Raw genomic sequence first — 18,401 nt, 5'->3', positions numbered from 1 at the left:
GCCTGTCAGACTTCTCGCCATGCCGGCCACCGACCGCCTGCGACCGTGGCCGCTGGCCCTGCTCGCCCTCCTCGTGCTCGCCCTCGTAGGTGGAGCCGTCCTCGCGGTGGTGCTCGCCGGCGGCGACCAGCAGGTGATCGGCATCGTGGTCTCGATCGGGACCGCGATCTTCACGCCATTGGTCACCGCCGCCGGTGCGGCGCTCTGGCGGCGCCGGCACTGGCAGGGCATCGACCAGGACGCGGCGCTCGACGCCGCCGCCGACGACCTGGCCCGCGCGGTACGGCGGCAGTGGGAGGCGGCCGTCGCCGACCGCCAGCTGCTCGGCCCGATCCCGGTGCGGTGGGAGTGGTCGAGCGGCTCGGTGAGCGGGCAGGTCGACGACGCGGTCGGCCGGGGTGGTCTCGCGCACGGCCGGTTCGCGCCGCTGCCGGGGACGGCCCCGGCCACCGCCGACACGGTACGGGCCGGTGGCCTGCCCGAGCTGTTCGCGGTGTACGCGGGCATCGCCTCGGGGCGCACGACCGTCCTCGGTGGACCCGGCGCCGGCAAGTCCGCGGCCGCCATCCTCACCGTGCTGGAGGCGCTGGTGCACCGCGCCGCCCTCGCCCCCGCCGAGCGCGCCGCGGTGCCGGTACCGGTGCTGGTCACCCCGCAGGGCTGGGACCCGGAGCGGGAGCCGCTCGACGCCTGGCTGGCCGCCCGGATCGCGAGCGACTTCCGCTTCCTGCGCGCACCCAAGTACGGCCCGGACGTCGCCCGCCGGCTCGTCGAGGAGCGCCGGGTCGCGCTGTTCCTCGACGGGTTCGACGAGCTGGCGGCGCCGGTACGGCCGGCCGCGCTGGAAGCCCTCGACGCGCAGGCCACCGGGCGACTCGTGCTGTTCAGCCGCACCGGGGAGTACGCCGAGGCGGTCCGCCGCTTCCGCCTGCGCGGGGCGGCCACCCTGGAGCTGCGGCCGGTACCGTCCACAGTGGCCACCGACTACCTCGCCCGCTGGCAGCTCGCCGAGCCGCCGCCGGAGTGGCGCCGCCTGCTCGACCGGCTGGGCGCGGAGCCGGCGAGCCCGCTCGCCCAGGCGCTCTCCTCCCCGCTGACCGTGACGCTGCTGCGGGACACCTTCCCCGAGCCGGCAGAGCTCGACGAGCTGCTCGCGCCGGACCGGTTCGCCACGCCCGGCGAGGTGGAGGACCACCTGCTCGACCGGGTGCTGCCGGCCGCCTACCGCCGCCGTCCGGGCAAGCCGCCGGGCCGGTACGACCTGGACCAGGCCCGCCGCTGGCTTGTCTTCCTCGCCGTGGCCATGGACCGCGACGGCACCCGCGACCTTGCCTGGTGGCGGGTACACCGCTGGGCGGCGGCCGTCGTACGGGTGGTCGCCACCACCCTCCTCGGCGCGCTCACGGCCGCCGCGACGACCGCCGTCATCGCGCGGTTCACCGAGGACTTCGGCGAACGCGACACCATCGACAGTGGACCGGCCGCGGTCATCGGACTCTTCCTGGGCCTGGCGATCGGCCTCGCGATCGAGCGCCGCGAGTCCCCGGTCGGCGGCCTGACCGGCACCTCCGGGCACCGCTTCAACCTGGGCATGGCACTCGTGGCCGGAATCGCGGCGTGGATCGCCACCGTGCTCACCGTCGGCCCGACGATCGGCGCGGTCGGGTTGGTGGTGGCGATCGGCGCCGCGCTCGCCGCCGGCGCCGCGACCGGGTTCGTCTCCCAGACCGGTGTCCCGCCCAGCGGACCGGGCCTGCCACCCCAGTCCGGCGCGGCGGGCACGCTGCGCGCGGGCCTCACCCTGGGCCTGCCCGCGGGCTTCGCGACCGGGGTACCGATCGGCCTGTTCACCGGCATCCCGGTGGGCCTCAGCGACGGGGCACCCGCCGGGCTGGTCACCGGAATCGTCATCGGCGCCACGTTCATCCTCGCGTTCGGCCTCGTCGACGGCTTCTCCGCGGCGTCGCTGGACGTGGCCGCACCGCTCGACCCGGTCTCCGCGTGGCGGCAGGACGGGCGGCGCAGCCTCGCCGTCGGCGGCGTCTTCGGCCTCGCGGTGGGCGTCGCGGCCGGGGTCACCGACGCGATGGCGATGGCCCGCCACGACCCGCTGTACGTCGCCGTCGGGGTCGGGCTCGTCACCGGCGTCGCGGTCGGGGTCGCCACGACCATCGCCGCGGCGCTCACGGTGTCCAGCACCTGGCGGACCACCCTGGCCTTCCTCCAGCTGCGGGTACGCGGCGACGGCCCGGCCCGCGGCATGACCTTCCTCGAGGACGCGCACCGCCGCAGCGTGCTGCGGGTGGTCGGCTCGGTCTACCAGTTCCGCCACGCGCGCCTACAGGACCGCCTCGCCCAGAACGGCCGCCCCTGACGCCTCCACCGGGCAGGGGTGGTCAGCCCGCCCCGGCGCGGCGGCGGTGGTTGGCGTGCTTGCGGGCGGCGTAGTCGTGCGCCTCGGCGAGCAGCGACCGCACCGCCGGGAGGGTCGCCGCCCCCGGGTTGACCACGCACACCCAGTACTGGGAGCCGTAGACCGGGTGCGGCATCAGCGTGTCCTCGGCGGTCTGGTCGTACCCGGTCGCCAGCACGCCGTCCGCGTCCCGCTCGGTGGGTGGGTCGCCGAACATCGCGGTGTACGTGGCCTTGGTCAGCCCGATGTTGAGCCGGTAGGCGTCCCGTCCGTCCAGTTTGGACACCTTCTCGTAGTGGTCACCGGTCACGATCGTCGCGAACGGCATCTGCCGCTCGGGCGGGAGGTCGCCGTCCGGGTCGTAGAGGAAGAAGGTGTCGCCGTAGGCCTCGGTCGTGCGGACCCCGGCGAACTCCGCCTCGACGTACCGCCTCATCTCAGTCGCATCCATGCCTCAAGTGTTTCATTGAACTCCTAGTTGAGACTTTGACGCGAACTGCCCTGGACGAGGCGGTCGAACCCTCGAATCGAGGTCAGGCCAGCCAGGCGGCCGCGACGACCGCGACCTCGGCCACCGCGACCGCGATGAGCACGAGCAGGAGCACGATCCCCCGCTCACTGTCCGGTGCGGGGTGACTCAGCGCCCGTACCCGATGAAGGATGCCGGACCCACCCGTGCCGGATGTCGCCGGCGAAGGCGGATGGCCCGCGAGCGCCGCGCGGGTGACGGCGCGGGCGACCAGCGCGCGGTCGCCGACCACGGCGGCGGCCTCCTCGTCGGCCCAGCGTTCGGCCTGGTGGGCGACCTCGTCGCGGACCGATGCCAGAAACGGGTCGAACGCCGCGGCGGCCGCCGCCCACGACACGAGCCGGTCGTGGTGGCGGGTCAGGTGGGCCCGCTCGTGGGCGAGCATCGCCCGCCGCTCGCCCGCGTCCAGCGCGCGCAGCATGCCGGTCGTGACCAGGACGTGGCCCGGCCGCCCGGGCACCGCGAGCGCGTGCGGCTCGTCCCACTCGGCCACGACGAGGCCGCTGCCGCGCGGGCGACCGACGCCGCGCAGGCGCCGCCGCATCCCGCGCCGCACTGCCAGGTCACCGGCGAGCCGCCACAGCCCCCACGCCAACAGCACCGCGGCCACCGCGGCGATCGGACCCGCGCCACCGTCGCTTGTGGACAGTGGCAGCAGGTCCTCCATCAGCGTCGAGGCCAGCATCAACAGGCAGGCCGCGTATGCGCCGGACGTCACCACCGCCGCGACCACCAGGCCACGCGCGGCGAGCGCGGGTGCCGTGCGCCGCACCGCCCGGGGCGCGAGGATCGCCAGCAGCAACGACAACGCGACGGGCAGGGGCACGGCGAGACTCATGATCTGAGCCGCACCAGCAGCGCCCGTAGCCGGTCGGCGTCGACCCCGCGCAGGCTGGTCACGAACTGGCGCAGCGCCGCCCGTTTGGGCCGCCGCCCGGCCAGCGCGGTCCGCATCCTGCTCGCGGCGTCCGCCGCCGCATCCCTCATCGGCCAGTACACGTGGCCCCGCCCCTCCACGGGCCGGCGGGCCACCACTCCTATTTCCCACAGCCGCACGAGTGTCGCCTGCACCTTGTCCTCCCCCAGCTCCGACCCAAGTGCCGCCTGCACTTCGGCCGGGCTGAGCGGTGCCTCCGCGGCCGCGAGGGCCGCCACGACCTCAGCGGCCAGCGCGCCATGCGCACGGTGTCCCCTCACCGCTCACCTCCAGGTCCCGCTTCGGTCAACGCGCGAGGCCCGCATGCGTAACGCTCACGTGACAGGGTGCAGCTGCGGGATCGCGGCGAGCAGCTCGCGGGTGTACGGGTGGCGGGGTGCGGCGAGCACCTCGTCGACCGGGCCGGTCTCGACGATCACGCCGTCGCGCATCACGGCGATGTCGTCGCTGATGTAGCGGACGACCGCGAGGTTGTGCGAGATGAAGAGCATCGAGAAGCGTTCGGCGGCGAGGATGCCGCGCAGCACGTTGAGCACCTGCGCCTGTACCGACACGTCGAGCGCGGAGGTGATCTCGTCGGCGATCAGCACGCCGGGCCGCGCGGCGAGTGCGCGGGCGATCGCGACCCGCTGCCGCTGGCCGCCGGAGAGGCGGCGGGGCAGGCGCTCGGCCAGGTCGGGCGAGAGCGACACCAGCTCCAGCAGGCGGGTGACCTCGGCGGCCCGCTCGCGCGCGGGCAGTTCGCCGAGCGCTTCGAGGCCCTCGCGGATGATGCCGCCGACGTTCATTCGCGGGTTCAGCGAGCCGAACGGGTCCTGGAAGATCATCTGTACCCGGCGGGCCCGCTGCCGGGCGGAGAGCCGGCGGACCTCCTGGCCGCCGGCGGTGATCGTGCCCGCGTGCACCGGGGCCAGGCCGAGCACCGCGCGGGCGATCGTCGACTTGCCCGAGCCTGACTCGCCGACCAGGCCGAGCACCCGGCCGTCGGTAACGTCGAGGTCCACATTGTCCACGACCGTCCGGCCTCCATATCGGACAGTCAGGCCACGGACCACAAGACCGCTCACAACGCGCCTCCCTGTGGATGCCAGCACGCGGCCAGGTGCCCGTCGGCCATCGGGGACAGCGGTGGCATCTCCTCGACACACTGGTCGGTCGCGAACGCGCACCGGTTCGCGAACGGGCACCCGGACGGCAGGCTGTCCAGCGCCGGCGGGCGGCCGGGGATCGTGGCGAGGTCGGCCGCGCGGTCGGTGGCCATGTCCGGCACCGAGGCGATCAGCGCCCGGGTGTACGGATGCGCGGCCGCCCGCAACAGGCTCGCCACCGGCAGGTCCTCGACCACGACACCGGCGTACATGACCACGACCCGCTCGCAGACGTTGGCGATGACCGAGATGTCGTGCGAGATGAGCAGGATCGCCGCGCCCGCGTCCCGGTTGATGGCGAGCAGCAGGTCGAGGATCTGCCGCTGTACCGTCACGTCGAGCGCGGTGGTCGGCTCGTCGGCGATGACGAGGCGGGGCGTCTCCATCAGCCCCATCGCGATCATCGCGCGTTGCCGCATACCGCCGGAGAACTCGTGCGGGTACTGGCGCAGCCGCCGGGCGGAGTCCGCGATGCCCACCTCGGCAAGCCGGTCCGCGGCGCGGGTGCGAGCGTCCGAACCGGACAGTCCGGAGTGGACCCGGGCCACTTCGGTGAGCTGGGCGCCGATCCGCATCGCCGGGTTGAGGCTGCTCATCGGGTTCTGGAAGACCATCGCGAGGTTGGTGCCGAGGAAGCGGCGGCGGGCGGCGGAGGCCATCGTGGACAGTTCGGTGCCCAGGAAGCTCAGCCGGTCGGCGGAGACCACGGCCGGGTGCTCGACGAGCTGCGCGATCGCCATCACGGTCACGCTCTTGCCGGAGCCGGACTCGCCCACGATGCCGACCCGCTCGCCGGCGGCGACCCGCAGCGAGACACCCCGCACGGCGGGAAGCTCCCCGCTTCGGAAGGAAACCCGACCCGGAGGTTCGCCACATCCAGCAGGACATCCGAAGGAGGGAGAGTCGCTTTTGAAGAGCGGCGGGCCATCGCCCGAGCGACCCGGCCGAAGCGGCGGCCCGCCTGGCTGTCGCCGAACGCGCCGGCGATCACCTCGCCGAGGAGGCTGAACACGATGCCGGAGAGGGCGATCAGCGCGCCCGGGCCGATCGCCGCCAGCGGGCTCGTGTAGATCGCCTTGAGGCCGGTGCTGAGCAGGCCACCCCAGTCGTACTGCGGCGGGCGCGCGCCGAGCCCGAGGAAGCTGAGCGCGGAGATGCCCAGCAGCGAGGTACCGACCGAGGTGGTCGCGGTGATGACGAGCGGCTCGGCGACGTTCGCGAGGATGTGCCGGCCGACAAGCTTGTGCAGCGGTACCCCCATCGTGCGCGCGGCCGCGACATAGTCGAGTGAGACCACCGAGGCGGTGAGGGTCTGGGTGAGCCGGGCGAACATCGGCGCCAGCGCGATGCCGACGCCGAGCACCGCGCCGGGTACACCGATGCCGATGACGGTGCCGACGAACATCGCGGTCAGCAGCGCGGGGAACGCGATCGCCACGTTCACCACCGACTGGAAGGCGCTGGTCAGCCGCGGCCCGAAGAGCGCGGCGAGCAGCCCGATCGGTACCCCGACGACGATCGCGATCCCGCTCGCGGCGACCGCGCTGAGCAGCGAGAGCCGGGTGGCGACGAGGCTGCGGGCGAACATGTCCCGGCCGAGTTCGTCGGTGCCGAACCAGTGCTCCCCGCTCGGCGGCAGCCACGCCTTGGCCACGTCGATCGCGTTCGCCTTGGCCGACCAGACGATCGGGCCGACGATCGCGAGGAGGACGAGCAGGAGCAGCAGTACGGCGGCGACGCTGCCGGTGACGGTGGAGAAGACGGTACGGAGCTGTCTGCGCATCGGTCAGCCCCGCTGCCGCTTCGAGCGCGGGTCGAGCGCGCCCAGCGCCACGTCGATCAGCAGGTTGAGCACGAGCACCGCGCTGGCGAGCAGCACCATGATGGTCTGCACCACCGGGTAGTCGCGGGTGGTGAGCGCCTGCACGAGCGCGGTGCCGAGGCCGGGGATCGCGAAGACGTTCTCCACGACGATCGTGCCGGTCACGACCGTACCGAGCTGAAGGCCACCGAGCGTGAGCGCGGCGGTCAGCAGGTTGGGCAGGCCGTGCCGCAGGTACACCCGGGTCGACGGCAGCCGTTTCGCGCGGGCGACGAGCATGTAGTCCTGGTCGAGTACCACCGCTGTGGAGGAACGGACGACGCGCATCATCGTGGCCGCGGAGCCCAGCGTGATCGCGAGCGTGGGCAGTACGAACGACGCGGCGCTCGACGCGCCGGCCACCGGGAAGATCGTGAACGTCACCGCGAAGAGGAAGACGAGCCCGACGGCCACGAGGAAGTCGGGCAGCGCCGCCGCGATGCCGGTTGCCAGCGTGAACCCGGTCCCCAGCAGCGGCCGCCGGCCGCGGTGGGTGGCGATGCCGACGAGCAGGCCGCCGAGGATCGACACGACCGAGATGGCCAGCAGCGACAGCGCCACGATCGTGGCGGTGTTGGCGATCCGGGCCTCGACGAGCAGGCTCACCGGCTGCTGGCTGAGCAGCGAGTCACCGAAGTCGCCGGTGAGCATCCGGCCCCAGTAGTCGAGGTACTGCGCGACGAGCGGCTGGTCGAGGCCGAGCTGGTGCCGCCGCTCCTCGACGAGGCTGGCCGGCGCGTCGGGCCCGAGGGCCAGCCGCACCGGGTCGCCGGGGATGAACTGGATCATCAGGAACGTCAGCGTGAGCACCGCCCAGATCGAGATGACCAGGCGGAGCAGCTTCCAGGCGAGGTCGGGTACCCAGCCGGGCACCTTGCGGCCCCGCGCTGCGTGCGCGCCACGCTCGGGGCGGCCGGCGGAGGCCGGGCGCTTGCCGACCTCCGCCGTGCTCGTCGTCATCTTGGCTGGAGGAGCCGGACGCTCTCGGCGATCGGGCGCCCGCCGAGCGTGTCCATCACCGCGTTCTTGACCACCCAGTTGGTCGGCCAGCTGGCGATCGGGATCATGTCCGCCTCCTCGAAGAGGGCCTTGGACGCCGCGGTCCAGCTCTGGCAGGCCGCGTCCTGCGTGGACGCGGTCCGTGCGGCGGCGACCGCGTCGGCGTACGTCTTGTTGGCCACGTGCCCGGCGTTGGTGCCGTCCGGCGGGAACGGGCCGGCCAGCAGCCCAATCAGCGTAGACGGGAACGGGTTGCTGAACTGTTGCAGCATCACGTCGTAGTCACCGGTGGTGAAGACCCGCTGGGTGTAGTCCGCCTGCGCGAACGGGGAGATCGTGGCCTTCGCGCCGATCTTGCCGAACGCGTCCGCCATAAGCTCCGCCGCCGCGGCCGCACCCGGCGTCGCGGTGCTGTACCCGAGCTGGAACGCGAGCTGCTTGCCGCCCTTGGTCATGATGCCGTCGCCACCCTTGGTCCAGCCGTCACCGGTCAGGGTCGACTCGGCGGCGGACGCGTCGAAGGCCGGGATGGCGGACGCGGCCGAGGCGTCGTCGCAGATTTGCGGCTGCGCGGCGGAGACGCTGGTACCCGCCTCGGGCAGCAGCCCCTGCGTGACCACCTTGGCCACCGCGCCCCGCTCGAGCGCCTGGGTGAGCGCCACGCGGACCGCCTTGTCCGCGGTGATCCGCCCTTCCTGGTGGTTGAACGAGATGACCACGCCGCCGCTTACGTACGTCTTCTCGGTGGCACCCGCCGCGGTCAACCGCGCCCGGTCCTGACCGTTGACGACCGCCGCGTTGATCGCGCCGGAGAGCAGCAGGTTGGCCGCCGTCGACTCGCTGTCGACGATCTTCATGACGACCTGGTCGGGTACCCCCGGTGCGTCGTTGCCCGGGAAGCCGGGCCGCTTGGTCATCACGTACTCGCTGTTGGGGGTCGCGGTTTTCAGCACGAACGGGCCGGAGCCGCTGCTCGTGGTCGTGAGGCCGGCCGGGTTTTCGCCACCGGCGCCGCAGGCCTGGTGCATGAAGGACAGCGACGGCAGCAGGTTGCTGAACGGGCTGTCGAGTGTGAGCGTGAAGGTGCCCGCCGCGTCGTCGGCCACGAACGTGAAGTCGCGGTTGGGCAGCACCGCCCCGATGACCGTCGAGGTGTTCTTCGGGTCCTTGACCCAGGTGAAGTTCTTCGCGATGACGCTCGGTGTGATCTTGCTGCCGTCCGAGCAGGTCGCGTTCGGGTCCAGGGTGAAGACCGCCTTGGTGCCGTCGAAGTCCCACTTCGTGGCGAGGCCCGGCCCGACCGAGCCGTCCTCCTTGCGGGTCACGAGCGGCTGGTAGAGGAAGCGGAACAGCCAGTTGGCCGTCGTCGCGGTGTTGTTGAGGGGTTGAGGGTGCCGGGGTCACCCGCGACCGCGAAAGTGAACGTGCCACCGCTGGCGAAGTTCCCGTTCGCGTTCGAGTCGCCGCCGTCGTTGTCACCAGAGCAGGCCGAGGTCGCCGCCAGCGCGAGCGCGAGGCCCGCCGCGGCCAGAAGCTGGGGTCTTCTCATCTGAGGGCCTCCGGATCGCATGTTGCGTTAGGCGCTAAGCTATTGCGTCAGGCGGGAGAAGGCCTGATTGTGGCGGACCAGCTTTCCCTTCCGGTACACGCGAACGATGTTCCCTGGGTACGCGGCGAAGTCCAACGGGTCACCGGATACAACGACCAGGTCGGCCTGCTTGCCGTCGCCGATCGTGCCGACCCGGTCGTCGATGCCGAGCAGCTCGGCCGCGGAGCGGGTGGCCGCCTCCAGCACGCGCAGCGGCGCCAGCCCGCCCTCCGCCATCAGCCGCAGCTCGACCAGGTTCCGGCCGTGCATCTCGGCGGCCGCGTCCGAGCCCATCGCGATCCGTACGCCCGCGTCGACCGCGCGCTTGAACGAGTCTGCGCGCATGGCGTGGTTGGCCCGTGCCTTCTCGGCGATGCCGGGCGCGACGGCCGCGCCCTGGTCGATCCGGTCGATGATGAACTGGGTGACCCCGAGCGTCGGCACGAGCCAGGTGCCCCGCTCCAGCATCAGCGCGATCGCCTCGTCGTCCAGGTCGGTACCGTGCTCGACCGACCGCACGCCGGCCCGGATCGCGGCCTTGATACCGGCGGCGCCGTGCGCGTGGGCCATCGTCGGTACGTCCACGCGGGCCGCCTCGCTGACGATCGCGTCCAGCTCCTCCTGGGTGAAGTGCGCGTGCGCGGGGTTGTCGCGGGGCGAGAAGACGCCGCCCGAGGTGTTCACCTTGATGAAGTTGGCGCCGTTACGGATCAGCTCGCGTACCCGCCTGCGGGCCTCGTCCGGACCGTCCACGATGCCGGACGGGCGGCCCGGGTGCGGGAGGAGGATCTCCGGTGAGTTGCCGCTGGGCAGCCAGTGGTCGCCGTGCCCGCCGGTCTGGCTGAGCGCGATGATCGAGATACGCAGGGCCGGGCCGTCGATCAGGCCGTCGTCCACCGCCCGCTGGATGCCGAGGTCGGCGCCGGACGCGTCGCGGACCGTGGTGACGCCGGCGTCGAGGGTGCGGCGAAGGTTTCGCTCGGCCAGGAAGAACTGGTAAGAGAAGGGGTACCCCAGGTTCGCCATCAGGTCGAGGTTGCTTAGGCAGACATGTACGTGCGCGTCCACGAACCCCGGTAGTACGGTCAGGCCGGTGAGATCCACGGTCTCGTCGGCGTTTTCCGCTCGGCCGAGCCGCAGGAATTCGCCGTCGATCGTCAGATCCTGCTCGCGCGGGTCAGCCCCGGTGCCGTCGAAGACCCTGGCCCCGGTGAGCAATGTCGTCGGCACGGCAACCTCCGAACGTGATTTTTTCACGGAAGTGTAGCGTTGAGCGCAACAGCGTCTTTCCTGGTGTAACCTTCTCGTATGTCGCTGGAGGATCGTCCCCTTCGCTGGGGTGTCGCGTCGCTCGTCGAGCAGCCCATGCCCGAGCTCGCCAGCCGGGCCCGGGAGTACGAGACGCTCGGCTTCGACGACGTGTGGGTTCCGGACGAGCGGCTGCTGCGCAACGTGTACGTGAGCCTGGCGACGATCGCCAACGCGACCACGCGGATCGGGCTGGGGCCGGCGGTCACCAACCCGTACACCCGGCACCCCGCGCACACCGCGGCCGCGATCGCCACGATCGACGAGCTCTCCGGTGGCCGGGCCACGCTCGCGTACGGCGCCGGCGGTGGGCTCGACGCCTATGGCGTCAAGCGGACAAACCCCGTCCGGACACTGCGCGAGGCGGTACAGATCGCACACATGCTCTTCCAGGGCGAGACGGTGACCTACGAGGGCGAGGCGTTCGCGCTGCGCGCCACCCAGCTCGACTTCGCACCGCTCCGCCCGATCCCGGTCTACCTGGCCGCGCGCGGACCGAAGATCCTCCAGCTCGCCGGCGAGGTCGCGGACGGCGCGATCATCGGCGGCTTCGCCGAGCCCGGCGGACTGAAGTACGCGCTGGACATGGTGGGGCGGGGCATCGAGCGGGCCGGCCGGCGCGCGGCGGACGTCGACATCATGTCCTGGCTGTACGTATCGGTCGACGACGACCCGGCCGCCGCCCGTACCGCGGTCAGCAAGATCGTGCTCGCCTCCCTGATCACCAGCCGGCCGATCCTGGACCGCATCGGCATCAAGCTCCCGACGTCGCTGCGCGACCACCTCGACGCGCGCGGCTGGCGGTACCCGACGAAGACGCCCGAGGAGGCGGCCCGGCTGCTGCCCGACCACATCGTCGACGCGTTCGCCGTGCACGGCACGCCGGAAAGTGTCCGCGAGCGACTGCGGGTGATCCACGCCTGCGGTATCGATCATGTGTCGTTCGTGCTCTTCCCGGTCGCGGGCACCTCGACCGCGGGGCTCGCCCGCCGGATCGCCCAAGATGTAGTGTCTCCGCTGTCGCGGGGGTGACGGCGTGAACGACGGGAGTGCGACAATGCCGAGGCGTACGCCGGTTGGTCCGCGGGCGACCGGTACCCGCGCGGACTCCCGGCACCCCACCAGCGCGACCGAGCCCGCGGGTGAAGCACGAAACTCGACGGTCGACCGGGCGCTGCGCGTGCTGGAGGCATTTCTCGGCGAGGAAAGCCAGATCGGCGTATTGGAGCTTTCCCGGCAGCTCGACCTCGACAAAAGCGTCATCCACCGCATCCTGTCCACGCTCGTCGCGCGCCGCTTCATCGAGCAGGACCCGGTCTCCCGCCGGTACCGGGTGGGGCTGCGGATCTGGGAGCTGGGCCAGCGCTACCTCGCCGGCCAGCTGCTCAAGGACGTGGCCGAGAAGGAACTTAGCCGGATGATCGCCGCGCACCAGTACGCGACGGCGTATCTGGCCCAACTCGACGGCGGGGACGTCGTGGTCATTTCCACGATCCGGGTCCAGGGCCGATCAACCTGTACATGGACCCGGGCAGCCGCCTGATCGCCGAGCACACCACGACCGGCCGCACGCTGCTGGCGTTCCTACCCCCGATGAAGGCCGACCAGATCGTCGCCCGCCGGCGGCAGGCGGGCGGCTCGATGCGCAAGTTCCCGGACATCGACGAGGTGCGCGCCGAATTCGCGGCGATCCGCGAGCGGGGCTTCGGCGAGAGCCAGGGCCGCTACAGCCCAGGGGTGAACACGGTCGCGGTGGCCCTCACCGACCAGGAGGGCTCGCCGATCCTCTCGCTTTCGGTGGACTATCTGGGCTTTCCGGAGACCGAGGGCCTGGGCCGCATCCTGCCCCGCGAGCTACAAGACTGCGTACGCCGTATCGAACGCCTCGTACGCGCCGCCGGCACCGAATCCGAAGGCTAACCCCACCGTCGGCACACGAACCATCTCTTGATCGGCGCTATCGCAGGGCGCTCTCGGGCAGATCGTGGTCGTTGCTTCCCACCCACCCCCAAAATCCCGAGTGGGCAAAATCCGGGGCATTGCCCGCTCCGGCGCGTGCAGTGGGCATTGTCCCTTCGAGGGATCCGCGCGGGACTTTGTAAACCCTTACCGTTGCCCTGTCCCCTGTCATGCGGCCTTGCGGGACGGCCCCGATCCAAACTTCGCATACGACGCACCCGCGAGCCGCCGCAACGCCGCCACACCCGGCAGCCCGCCGCCCAGCGCGCGGGCCCCGAAGTTATGTCCGATTCTGCGCCGTCTGGGGTGAGTGTCGAGTAGCTCGGCGGAATGGCCGGCGGCCCGGCGTCGTTATACATGCGGCTCACGAAAGAGCGCGGCCGGTCGAAGCTCGATGGAATGGCCGGCGGCCGGGGGTCGTTATACATGCGGCTCACGGAAAAATGCGATCGGCCAGAGCTCGATGGAATGGCCAGCCCCCGGGGGGTCGTTACATATACGGCTCACCGAAAAGCGCGGCCGGCCACGGCTCGGCGGAATGGCCGGCGGCCCGGGGTCGTTACACATACGGCCCGCGAGAGAGTGGGCCGGGAGTTCGGCCGGGAATGCCTGGCGGGGTCGGGTCGTTGACTAACCCGCGCCGGTGAAGCAGACCGCCGGACATGTGCATCCCTCCTGTTTTTGGTAGTGCCGAAATGGCGCTCGTATGCGCGTCTCCCCAATTCTTTTTGGTGGGTGGAGGCGTGCGCCTTTCCCCCTTGGAATGGAGATTCGAGCATGAACACGATGCTGCGTAAGACGGTTCACGCGTTCGCGGGGTTCGCCTTCGCCGGTGGTGCCCTGCTCGGACCGACCACCGCCGCGCTGGCTTCGCCGGCGCATGAGGCACCGGCTACGGCGGCTCCGGCCACGGTGGCGGTCGCCCAGGTCAAGACTGACAAGCCGGCGCCTAAGCCGGGTATGGACAAGCTGTCGCCGCACGGTGTGCAGGGCCAGCAGTCCTCCGTCAAGCTGAACGATGAGCAGACCAAGAACGCGAAGGCGATCATCGAGGCGACCAAGAAGTCCGGCATGGACGAGCGCGCGGCCGTGGTAGCGATCGCGACCTCGCTTCAGGAGTCCAAGCTGGACAACCTGGGCCACCTCGGCGACATGAACGACCACGACTCGCTGGGCCTGTTCCAGCAGCGCCCGTCCTCGGGCTGGGGCTCGGCCGAGCAGATCACCAACCCCGAGTACTCCACGAAGGCGTTCCTGTCCGGCCTGAAGAATGTCGAGGGCTGGAAGGACATGCCACTGACCGACGCCGCCCAGGCCGTCCAGGTCTCGGCGTACCCGGACCACTACGCCCAGTGGGAAACGCAGGCCGCCAACCTCGTGGCCGACCACTGGAACAGCTAACAACAGACGAAATGGCCGGGGCCCTCCATTGCGAGGGCCCCGGCCATCGTCGTATCCAGACAAAGTCGGTTGTGGTCGGGCAACCCCGGCGGTGAGGATCGCGTGATGGATCAAGTCGAGCGGGTCGTCGGACTGGTCACCGAAGTCATCGAAGCGGACCTGCTGGGTGCGTACATGCACGGCTCGTCCGTACTCGGCGGCCTGCGGCCGGCCAGCGATGTCGACATCCTCGCGGTCACCCGGCGACCCCTGAGTGAGGGCCAGCGGCGGGCGTTGGTCGCGGGCCTTCTGCCGATTTCCGGTGCGCCCGTGGGTGCTTGGCCAGCGGAGCTCACCGTCGTGGTCCAGGCTGCCGTGCGCCCGTGGCGGTACCCGCCGATCGGCGACTTCCTGTACGGCGAGTGGCTGCGTGCCGACTATCAAGCCGGCGTGGTCCCAGCGCCCGCACCGATGCCCGGCCTGGCGCTGGAGATCGCGGTGGCCCTGGCCGGCGACCATCCGTTGGCCGGACCCCGACCAGCGCACGTACTCGACCCCGTGCCCGCCGAGTTCCTGGTCCGGGCCTGCATGGATAGCATCCCGGGTTGCTTGCGGACCTGCCCCATGACACCCGCAACGTGCTGCTGACCCTCGCCCGCGTCTGGACAACGCTGGGCACCGGCACGATCGTCGCCAAAGACAGCGCCGCGGACTGGGTGCTGGCCCGCCTCGCGCCCGAGCATCGGCCGGTGCTCGAATTCGCCCGGGAGCTTTACCTGACCACCGCCTACGCGGACGAGACCTGGCCCGATGAGCTGAAGGCGCAGGTCGGACCCCATGTTGACGAGGTCCTCACCCAGATCCGGCGGCTGCACGACACGCTCGCGTGACCGCGGCGCGGCGAGGGTTTGATTGTGGGACGCGGTGAGTGAGGCCGCGGGAGCAGCGGTCCGGACCACCGCGGACGTCGCGGTAGCTCAAATCTTTGGGCCTGGTCGCCGGCCAGGCGGTGCCTGACCAGGCCGGCGACCAGGCCTGCCGGGGGGACGGCTAGGCCGCCGCGGCCGTGCGGACGTCGTCCAGCGCGACCGTCCAGCCGAAGAGGGAGCCCATGACGTGCAGGGAGTGCTCGTGCGCGGCGGGCGAGATGTCGCCGGTTGCCTCGGTCACCACGTACGTGCGGAAGTCGCGCTGGCTGGCGTCGCGCACCGTGCTCTCCACGCAGGCGCTCGTGCCTACGCCGCCGACGAGCAGGTTTTCCACGCCGAGCGCGCGGAGGCGGTCGGCGATGTCGGTCTCCACGAACGGGCTGAACCGGGACTTGCTCACCACCAGGTCGCCGTCGGCCGGGGCGAGTGGGGCGAAGAACTCGGCGTCCCAGGTGCCCTCGACACAGCTGCCGATGCCGATCAGCCCCTTGTACATGGGCACCTCGGTGAGCATCCGCCAGTCGGAGAGGTCGTTTTCGTGGATGGCCCGGGTCCACACCACCGGGATGCCGGCGTCGTGCCCGATCCTGACCAGCTCCTCGCAGGCCGGCGCGGCGGCGCCGCAACCGGACACGTCGGCGCCGGCCCGGCCGAACGAGCCCTCCGGGTGGCAGAACCCGTTCTGCATGTCGACGATGACGACCGCCGCGCGGTCGAGGGTGTGAAGCGCCACGCGTACAGCATAGCCATGCGACGCGCAACAGGATAGCGTCAAACGCAACATGGGTACGAATGCCGCCGGGGCCACGCTACCGGCCCAGGGTTACAGGAGGCGGAACGCTCGGTGCCCGGGCGGGGTCCTCACGAGATGGTGACGACCGCCTCGATCTCGGTGCTGATGTCCATCGGTAGCGTCGCGACACCGATCGCCGAACGGGCGTGCCGGCTGGACGGGCCGTAAACCGCGTGGATCAGGTCGCTGGCGCCGTCCGCGACGAGGTGCGGCTGGGTGAAGTCCGGTGTGGCGTTGACGAGCACGAGCAGCTTGAGGAAGCCGGTGACCCGGCGGAGGTCGCCCAGCTCGGCCTTGAGCGAGGCGAGGATGCTCATGGGCCCTCCTCGAACGCGGGCAGCACCTCGGCGGCGAAGAGGCGCATCTGCTCGCGCATCTCGTCCGTCGAGTTGGCCACCACGATCATGCCGGCGAGCTGGGTGGCGCCGGCGTCCTTGAGCCGCCGCACCCGCTCGACGATATCGTCCACCGTGCCGATGAGGTTTTGCGACGCGTAGCTGTCCAGCTCGATGCCCTTGAGGGTGGAGCGGCGCAGGCTCACCAGGTGCTCGTACGCCTGGGACGTGGTAAACCGCTCCATCGCCCGCACGGCGTTGCGGTCGACGCAGAGCACGAGCTGCGGCGCCACCTCGATGGCGTCGCCGTCCCGGCCGGCCTCGGCGGCCATGCCGCGCAGCCGCTCGACGCCGGTGGCCAGCCGCTCGGCCGGCATCCCGGCGGGCATCCAGCCGGCACACCACCGCGCGGCGCGCAGGATTGTGCCGTCCGCGTTGCCGCAGGAGAACATCGGGAACGGGTCCTGCTTCGGCTTCGGGTACAGCTCGACGTCCTTGAAGCGGTAGTACTGGCCGGAGAACCCGGCGACCCGCTGGGTGAAGAGCGCCTTCAGCGCCTCGATCCCCTCGGCAACCAGCTCGCCGCGGGGCGCGCCGGCCAGCTCGGGGTGCACCGACTCGAACTCCGCCCGGTACGCCCCACGCCGATGCCCAGGGTCAGCCGGCCGTCGCTGAGCTGGTCGAGCGTGGCCGCCTGCTTGGCCAGCAGCACCGGCTCGCGCATCGGCATCACCACGACGCCGGTCATCATCCGGATGCGGGTGGTCCGCGCGGCCAGGTACCCGAGCGTGATCAGCGGCTCGTAGAAGCGCGGCGGGTCGGCGAACTGCTCCCGCACGTACGGCATGGTGCTGAAGTGGTCGTTGACGAGCACCGAGTCGAAGCCGAGCTCCTCCGCCTCGACGCCGAGCGCGACGACCTCGTGCTGGTCCGCGAACCGGATCGGATACGCCATCCCCTCCACGCAGGTGGGGATGCTGATGCCGAACTTCATCCGGGCTCCTTCGTGACGCGCGGGGGCCCGCTCAGAGTACGGTCAGGTCGCGGCTGAGGGTCGTGATGATCGACGAACCCTCGTCGGTGACCACTACCGTGTCCTCGATGAACGACCCGCCGACACCCAGCCGGTAGTACGGCGTCTCCACCTCGAACACCATGCCGGGCTCCAGCACCGTCTCCGCGTTCGGGGTGAGCACCGGCAGGTCGTAGTACTCGATGCCGATGCCGTGGCCGACGTGCTGCCGCCTGTAGCTGGGGATGCCGGCGTCGCGCACCGCCTGTACGGCCGCGGCGAAGACGTCCTTGGCGACCACGCCGGGGCGCATCATGTCGATCGCCGTCTGCTGGCCGGTCTTGGAGGCGTCGAAGAGGAACCGCAGCTCGTCCGAGGGCTCGCCGAAGGAGACGAGGCGGCCGATGTCGGAGCGGTACCCGCGGTACTTGATGCCGACGTCGAAGAACGCGAAGTCGTTGGCGCCGAGCTTGATGTCCGGCGAGGCGGGCACCTGGCCGAGCGCCAGCCCTTTGCCGAACCGAACGAGGCAGAACCCGGTACGCCCGCCCTCGGCGGCCACCGCGCGCTCGAACGCGTTCTGCACGTCCTTCTCGCTGACCCCTTCGCTGAACGTGGCGAACGCGGCGCGCAGCCCGTTCTCGGTGATGCTCAGCGCCTCGGTGATCCGCTCGATCTCGTCGGGCATCTTGACCGCCCGGATGTTGCGGAAGAGCCCGGAGGCCGGCCGGAACCGCGCCTTGGGGAACCTCTCGGCCAGCGCGGCGAGCAGGTCCCGCCTGGGGCCGCGCTCGTCGACGGCGACGACGCCCTCCGCGAGGCCGAGCCGGTTGATCGCCTCGGCGAGCGCGTCGACCGAGGGGCGGCCCACCTCGTGCGCCTCGGTGATGGTGCGGACGCGCAGCTCGTCGGGGTCGAGCGGCACACCGTCCACAATGTCCCGGAAGAACGTGCCGAACGTGACCACGTCCTCGAGCGTCGGGTACCCGCCGAGCGTGAGGTCGACGGCGCCGATCGAGCAGACCACGATGCCGGAGTCGGGCGCGTCCGCGGTGGCCACCGTGTAGAACTCGCTGTCGAGGGGGAACAGCTCCTGCCCGTCGTCCCACACGCCGGAGAGGTAGAAGTTGTTCTCGAGCGTGGCGGAGATGATGCCATCCACACCCTCCGCCCGCATGAGGGCCGTGGCACGAGCGACGTTGACGGACAT

Annotated in this window: 22 protein-coding genes; 7 read left to right on the top strand and 15 right to left on the bottom strand. The window is 71.3% G+C overall.

Features of this window, described 5'->3' with window-relative positions; all coding sequences use genetic code 11:
• Positions 1–19 precede the first annotated feature (19 nt).
• A complete protein-coding gene (locus tag Pflav_RS10775; RefSeq protein ID WP_173035856.1) occupies positions 20–2,374 on the top strand; it encodes a hypothetical protein in 2,355 nt (784 codons plus the stop codon).
• A gap of 22 nt (positions 2,375–2,396) precedes the next feature.
• On the opposite strand, the gene Pflav_RS10770 is transcribed toward Pflav_RS10775, so the two are convergent.
• The 10 genes from Pflav_RS10770 to Pflav_RS10730 all read right to left on the bottom strand — a co-directional run bounded on the left by Pflav_RS10770 (position 2,397) and on the right by Pflav_RS10730 (position 10,705).
• Positions 2,397–2,864: a DUF6194 family protein gene (locus Pflav_RS10770; protein ID WP_173035854.1), complete on the bottom strand. Its 468-nt coding sequence runs from the start codon at positions 2,862–2,864 to the stop codon at positions 2,397–2,399.
• Between the two features lie 82 nt (positions 2,865–2,946).
• The gene (locus Pflav_RS10765) at positions 2,947–3,780 is read right to left on the bottom strand and encodes a M56 family metallopeptidase (protein WP_173035852.1); all 834 of its coding nucleotides are present in this window, start codon (positions 3,778–3,780) and stop codon (positions 2,947–2,949) included.
• The gene (locus Pflav_RS10760; protein WP_173035850.1) at positions 3,777–4,139 is read right to left on the bottom strand and encodes a BlaI/MecI/CopY family transcriptional regulator; all 363 of its coding nucleotides are present in this window, start codon (positions 4,137–4,139) and stop codon (positions 3,777–3,779) included. Before Pflav_RS10760 ends, Pflav_RS10765 begins: the two co-directional genes overlap by 4 nt.
• Before the next feature lie 54 nt (positions 4,140–4,193).
• Complete coding sequence (locus Pflav_RS10755) at positions 4,194–4,892, bottom strand: ABC transporter ATP-binding protein (protein ID WP_232071233.1); 699 nt, start codon at positions 4,890–4,892, stop codon at positions 4,194–4,196.
• A 50-nt stretch (positions 4,893–4,942) separates the two neighbouring features.
• Complete coding sequence (locus tag Pflav_RS43485; RefSeq protein WP_197938325.1) at positions 4,943–5,851, bottom strand: ABC transporter ATP-binding protein; 909 nt, start codon at positions 5,849–5,851, stop codon at positions 4,943–4,945.
• A complete protein-coding gene (locus Pflav_RS43480) occupies positions 5,773–6,810 on the bottom strand; it encodes an ABC transporter permease (protein ID WP_197938323.1) in 1,038 nt (345 codons plus the stop codon). The genes Pflav_RS43485 and Pflav_RS43480 overlap by 79 nt, the downstream gene beginning before the upstream one ends.
• 3 nt (positions 6,811–6,813) lie before the next feature.
• Positions 6,814–7,848, bottom strand: coding sequence for an ABC transporter permease (locus tag Pflav_RS10745; protein WP_173035846.1), 1,035 nt, complete (start codon positions 7,846–7,848; stop codon positions 6,814–6,816).
• The gene (locus tag Pflav_RS10740; RefSeq protein ID WP_173035844.1) at positions 7,845–9,212 is read right to left on the bottom strand and encodes an ABC transporter substrate-binding protein; all 1,368 of its coding nucleotides are present in this window, start codon (positions 9,210–9,212) and stop codon (positions 7,845–7,847) included. Before Pflav_RS10740 ends, Pflav_RS10745 begins: the two co-directional genes overlap by 4 nt.
• Positions 9,209–9,436 (bottom strand): hypothetical protein, encoded by a 228-nt coding sequence (locus Pflav_RS10735; RefSeq protein WP_173035842.1) that lies wholly within the window; start codon positions 9,434–9,436, stop codon positions 9,209–9,211. The genes Pflav_RS10740 and Pflav_RS10735 overlap by 4 nt, the downstream gene beginning before the upstream one ends.
• A gap of 39 nt (positions 9,437–9,475) precedes the next feature.
• Entirely contained in the window at positions 9,476–10,705 is a 1,230-nt protein-coding gene (locus Pflav_RS10730; protein WP_173035841.1) for a metal-dependent hydrolase family protein, read from the bottom strand.
• A 78-nt stretch (positions 10,706–10,783) separates the two neighbouring features.
• Here Pflav_RS10730 and Pflav_RS10725 point away from each other — a divergent pair, with 78 nt between their 5' ends.
• The 6 genes from Pflav_RS10725 (at position 10,784) to Pflav_RS43475 (ending at position 15,012) form a co-directional block, all read left to right on the top strand.
• Positions 10,784–11,815 (top strand): LLM class flavin-dependent oxidoreductase, encoded by a 1,032-nt coding sequence (locus Pflav_RS10725; protein ID WP_173035839.1) that lies wholly within the window; start codon positions 10,784–10,786, stop codon positions 11,813–11,815.
• Between the two features lie 4 nt (positions 11,816–11,819).
• The gene (locus Pflav_RS10720) at positions 11,820–12,326 is read left to right on the top strand and encodes an IclR family transcriptional regulator (protein ID WP_173035837.1); all 507 of its coding nucleotides are present in this window, start codon (positions 11,820–11,822) and stop codon (positions 12,324–12,326) included.
• On the top strand, positions 12,305–12,703 hold the full coding sequence (locus tag Pflav_RS10715; protein WP_173035835.1) for an IclR family transcriptional regulator domain-containing protein: 399 nt from the start codon (positions 12,305–12,307) through the stop codon (positions 12,701–12,703). The genes Pflav_RS10720 and Pflav_RS10715 overlap by 22 nt, the downstream gene beginning before the upstream one ends.
• A gap of 816 nt (positions 12,704–13,519) precedes the next feature.
• Positions 13,520–14,143 carry a hypothetical protein gene (locus tag Pflav_RS10710; protein WP_173035833.1) on the top strand — a complete coding sequence of 208 codons (624 nt, stop codon included), beginning with the start codon at positions 13,520–13,522 and terminating at the stop codon, positions 14,141–14,143.
• A gap of 105 nt (positions 14,144–14,248) precedes the next feature.
• Positions 14,249–14,770 carry a nucleotidyltransferase domain-containing protein gene (locus Pflav_RS10705; protein WP_197938321.1) on the top strand — a complete coding sequence of 174 codons (522 nt, stop codon included), beginning with the start codon at positions 14,249–14,251 and terminating at the stop codon, positions 14,768–14,770.
• On the top strand, positions 14,761–15,012 hold the full coding sequence (locus Pflav_RS43475; protein ID WP_197938319.1) for an aminoglycoside adenylyltransferase domain-containing protein: 252 nt from the start codon (positions 14,761–14,763) through the stop codon (positions 15,010–15,012). The genes Pflav_RS10705 and Pflav_RS43475 overlap by 10 nt, the downstream gene beginning before the upstream one ends.
• A 160-nt stretch (positions 15,013–15,172) precedes the next feature.
• On the opposite strand, the gene Pflav_RS10700 is transcribed toward Pflav_RS43475, so the two are convergent.
• The 5 genes from Pflav_RS10700 to Pflav_RS10680 all read right to left on the bottom strand — a co-directional run bounded on the left by Pflav_RS10700 (position 15,173) and on the right by Pflav_RS10680 (position 18,401).
• Positions 15,173–15,784 carry a cysteine hydrolase family protein gene (locus tag Pflav_RS10700; RefSeq protein WP_173035831.1) on the bottom strand — a complete coding sequence of 204 codons (612 nt, stop codon included), beginning with the start codon at positions 15,782–15,784 and terminating at the stop codon, positions 15,173–15,175.
• A gap of 128 nt (positions 15,785–15,912) precedes the next feature.
• A complete protein-coding gene (locus tag Pflav_RS10695) occupies positions 15,913–16,161 on the bottom strand; it encodes a RidA family protein (protein ID WP_173035829.1) in 249 nt (82 codons plus the stop codon).
• Entirely contained in the window at positions 16,158–16,793 is a 636-nt protein-coding gene (locus tag Pflav_RS10690; RefSeq protein ID WP_173035827.1) for an LLM class flavin-dependent oxidoreductase, read from the bottom strand. Before Pflav_RS10690 ends, Pflav_RS10695 begins: the two co-directional genes overlap by 4 nt.
• Positions 16,730–17,173, bottom strand: a complete 444-nt coding sequence (locus Pflav_RS47315; RefSeq protein WP_173035825.1) for an LLM class flavin-dependent oxidoreductase — start codon at positions 17,171–17,173, stop codon at positions 16,730–16,732. Before Pflav_RS47315 ends, Pflav_RS10690 begins: the two co-directional genes overlap by 64 nt.
• Positions 17,174–17,204: 31 nt before the next feature.
• Positions 17,205–18,401, bottom strand: a complete 1,197-nt coding sequence (locus tag Pflav_RS10680; protein WP_173035823.1) for a M24 family metallopeptidase — start codon at positions 18,399–18,401, stop codon at positions 17,205–17,207.

The organism is Phytohabitans flavus (assembly GCF_011764545.1).
Classification (GTDB): Bacteria; Actinomycetota; Actinomycetes; order Mycobacteriales; family Micromonosporaceae; genus Phytohabitans; species Phytohabitans flavus.
The sequence above is the reverse complement of the archived record's forward strand: the minus strand, read 5'-3'. Positions and strand labels throughout refer to the sequence as shown.

Excerpts from the sequence above, each read along its gene's own strand:
- Pflav_RS10710 (WP_173035833.1), top strand. The coding sequence starts at position 13,520 with ATGAACACGATGCTGCGTAAGACGGTTCACGCGTTCGCGGGGTTCGCC.
- Pflav_RS10745 (WP_173035846.1), bottom strand. The coding sequence starts at position 7,848 with ATGACGACGAGCACGGCGGAGGTCGGCAAGCGCCCGGCCTCCGCCGGC.
- Pflav_RS10775 (WP_173035856.1), top strand. The coding sequence starts at position 20 with ATGCCGGCCACCGACCGCCTGCGACCGTGGCCGCTGGCCCTGCTCGCC.
- Pflav_RS10725 (WP_173035839.1), top strand. The coding sequence starts at position 10,784 with ATGTCGCTGGAGGATCGTCCCCTTCGCTGGGGTGTCGCGTCGCTCGTC.
- Pflav_RS10705 (WP_197938321.1), top strand. The coding sequence starts at position 14,249 with ATGGATCAAGTCGAGCGGGTCGTCGGACTGGTCACCGAAGTCATCGAA.
- Pflav_RS10715 (WP_173035835.1), top strand. The coding sequence starts at position 12,305 with ATGGACCCGGGCAGCCGCCTGATCGCCGAGCACACCACGACCGGCCGC.
- Pflav_RS43480 (WP_197938323.1), bottom strand. The coding sequence starts at position 6,810 with ATGCGCAGACAGCTCCGTACCGTCTTCTCCACCGTCACCGGCAGCGTC.
- Pflav_RS10765 (WP_173035852.1), bottom strand. The coding sequence starts at position 3,780 with ATGAGTCTCGCCGTGCCCCTGCCCGTCGCGTTGTCGTTGCTGCTGGCG.
- Pflav_RS10735 (WP_173035842.1), bottom strand. The coding sequence starts at position 9,436 with ATGAGAAGACCCCAGCTTCTGGCCGCGGCGGGCCTCGCGCTCGCGCTG.
- Pflav_RS47315 (WP_173035825.1), bottom strand. The coding sequence starts at position 17,173 with ATGAAGTTCGGCATCAGCATCCCCACCTGCGTGGAGGGGATGGCGTAT.
- Pflav_RS10770 (WP_173035854.1), bottom strand. The coding sequence starts at position 2,864 with ATGGATGCGACTGAGATGAGGCGGTACGTCGAGGCGGAGTTCGCCGGG.
- Pflav_RS10680 (WP_173035823.1), bottom strand. The coding sequence starts at position 18,401 with ATGTCCGTCAACGTCGCTCGTGCCACGGCCCTCATGCGGGCGGAGGGT.
- Pflav_RS10695 (WP_173035829.1), bottom strand. The coding sequence starts at position 16,161 with ATGAGCATCCTCGCCTCGCTCAAGGCCGAGCTGGGCGACCTCCGCCGG.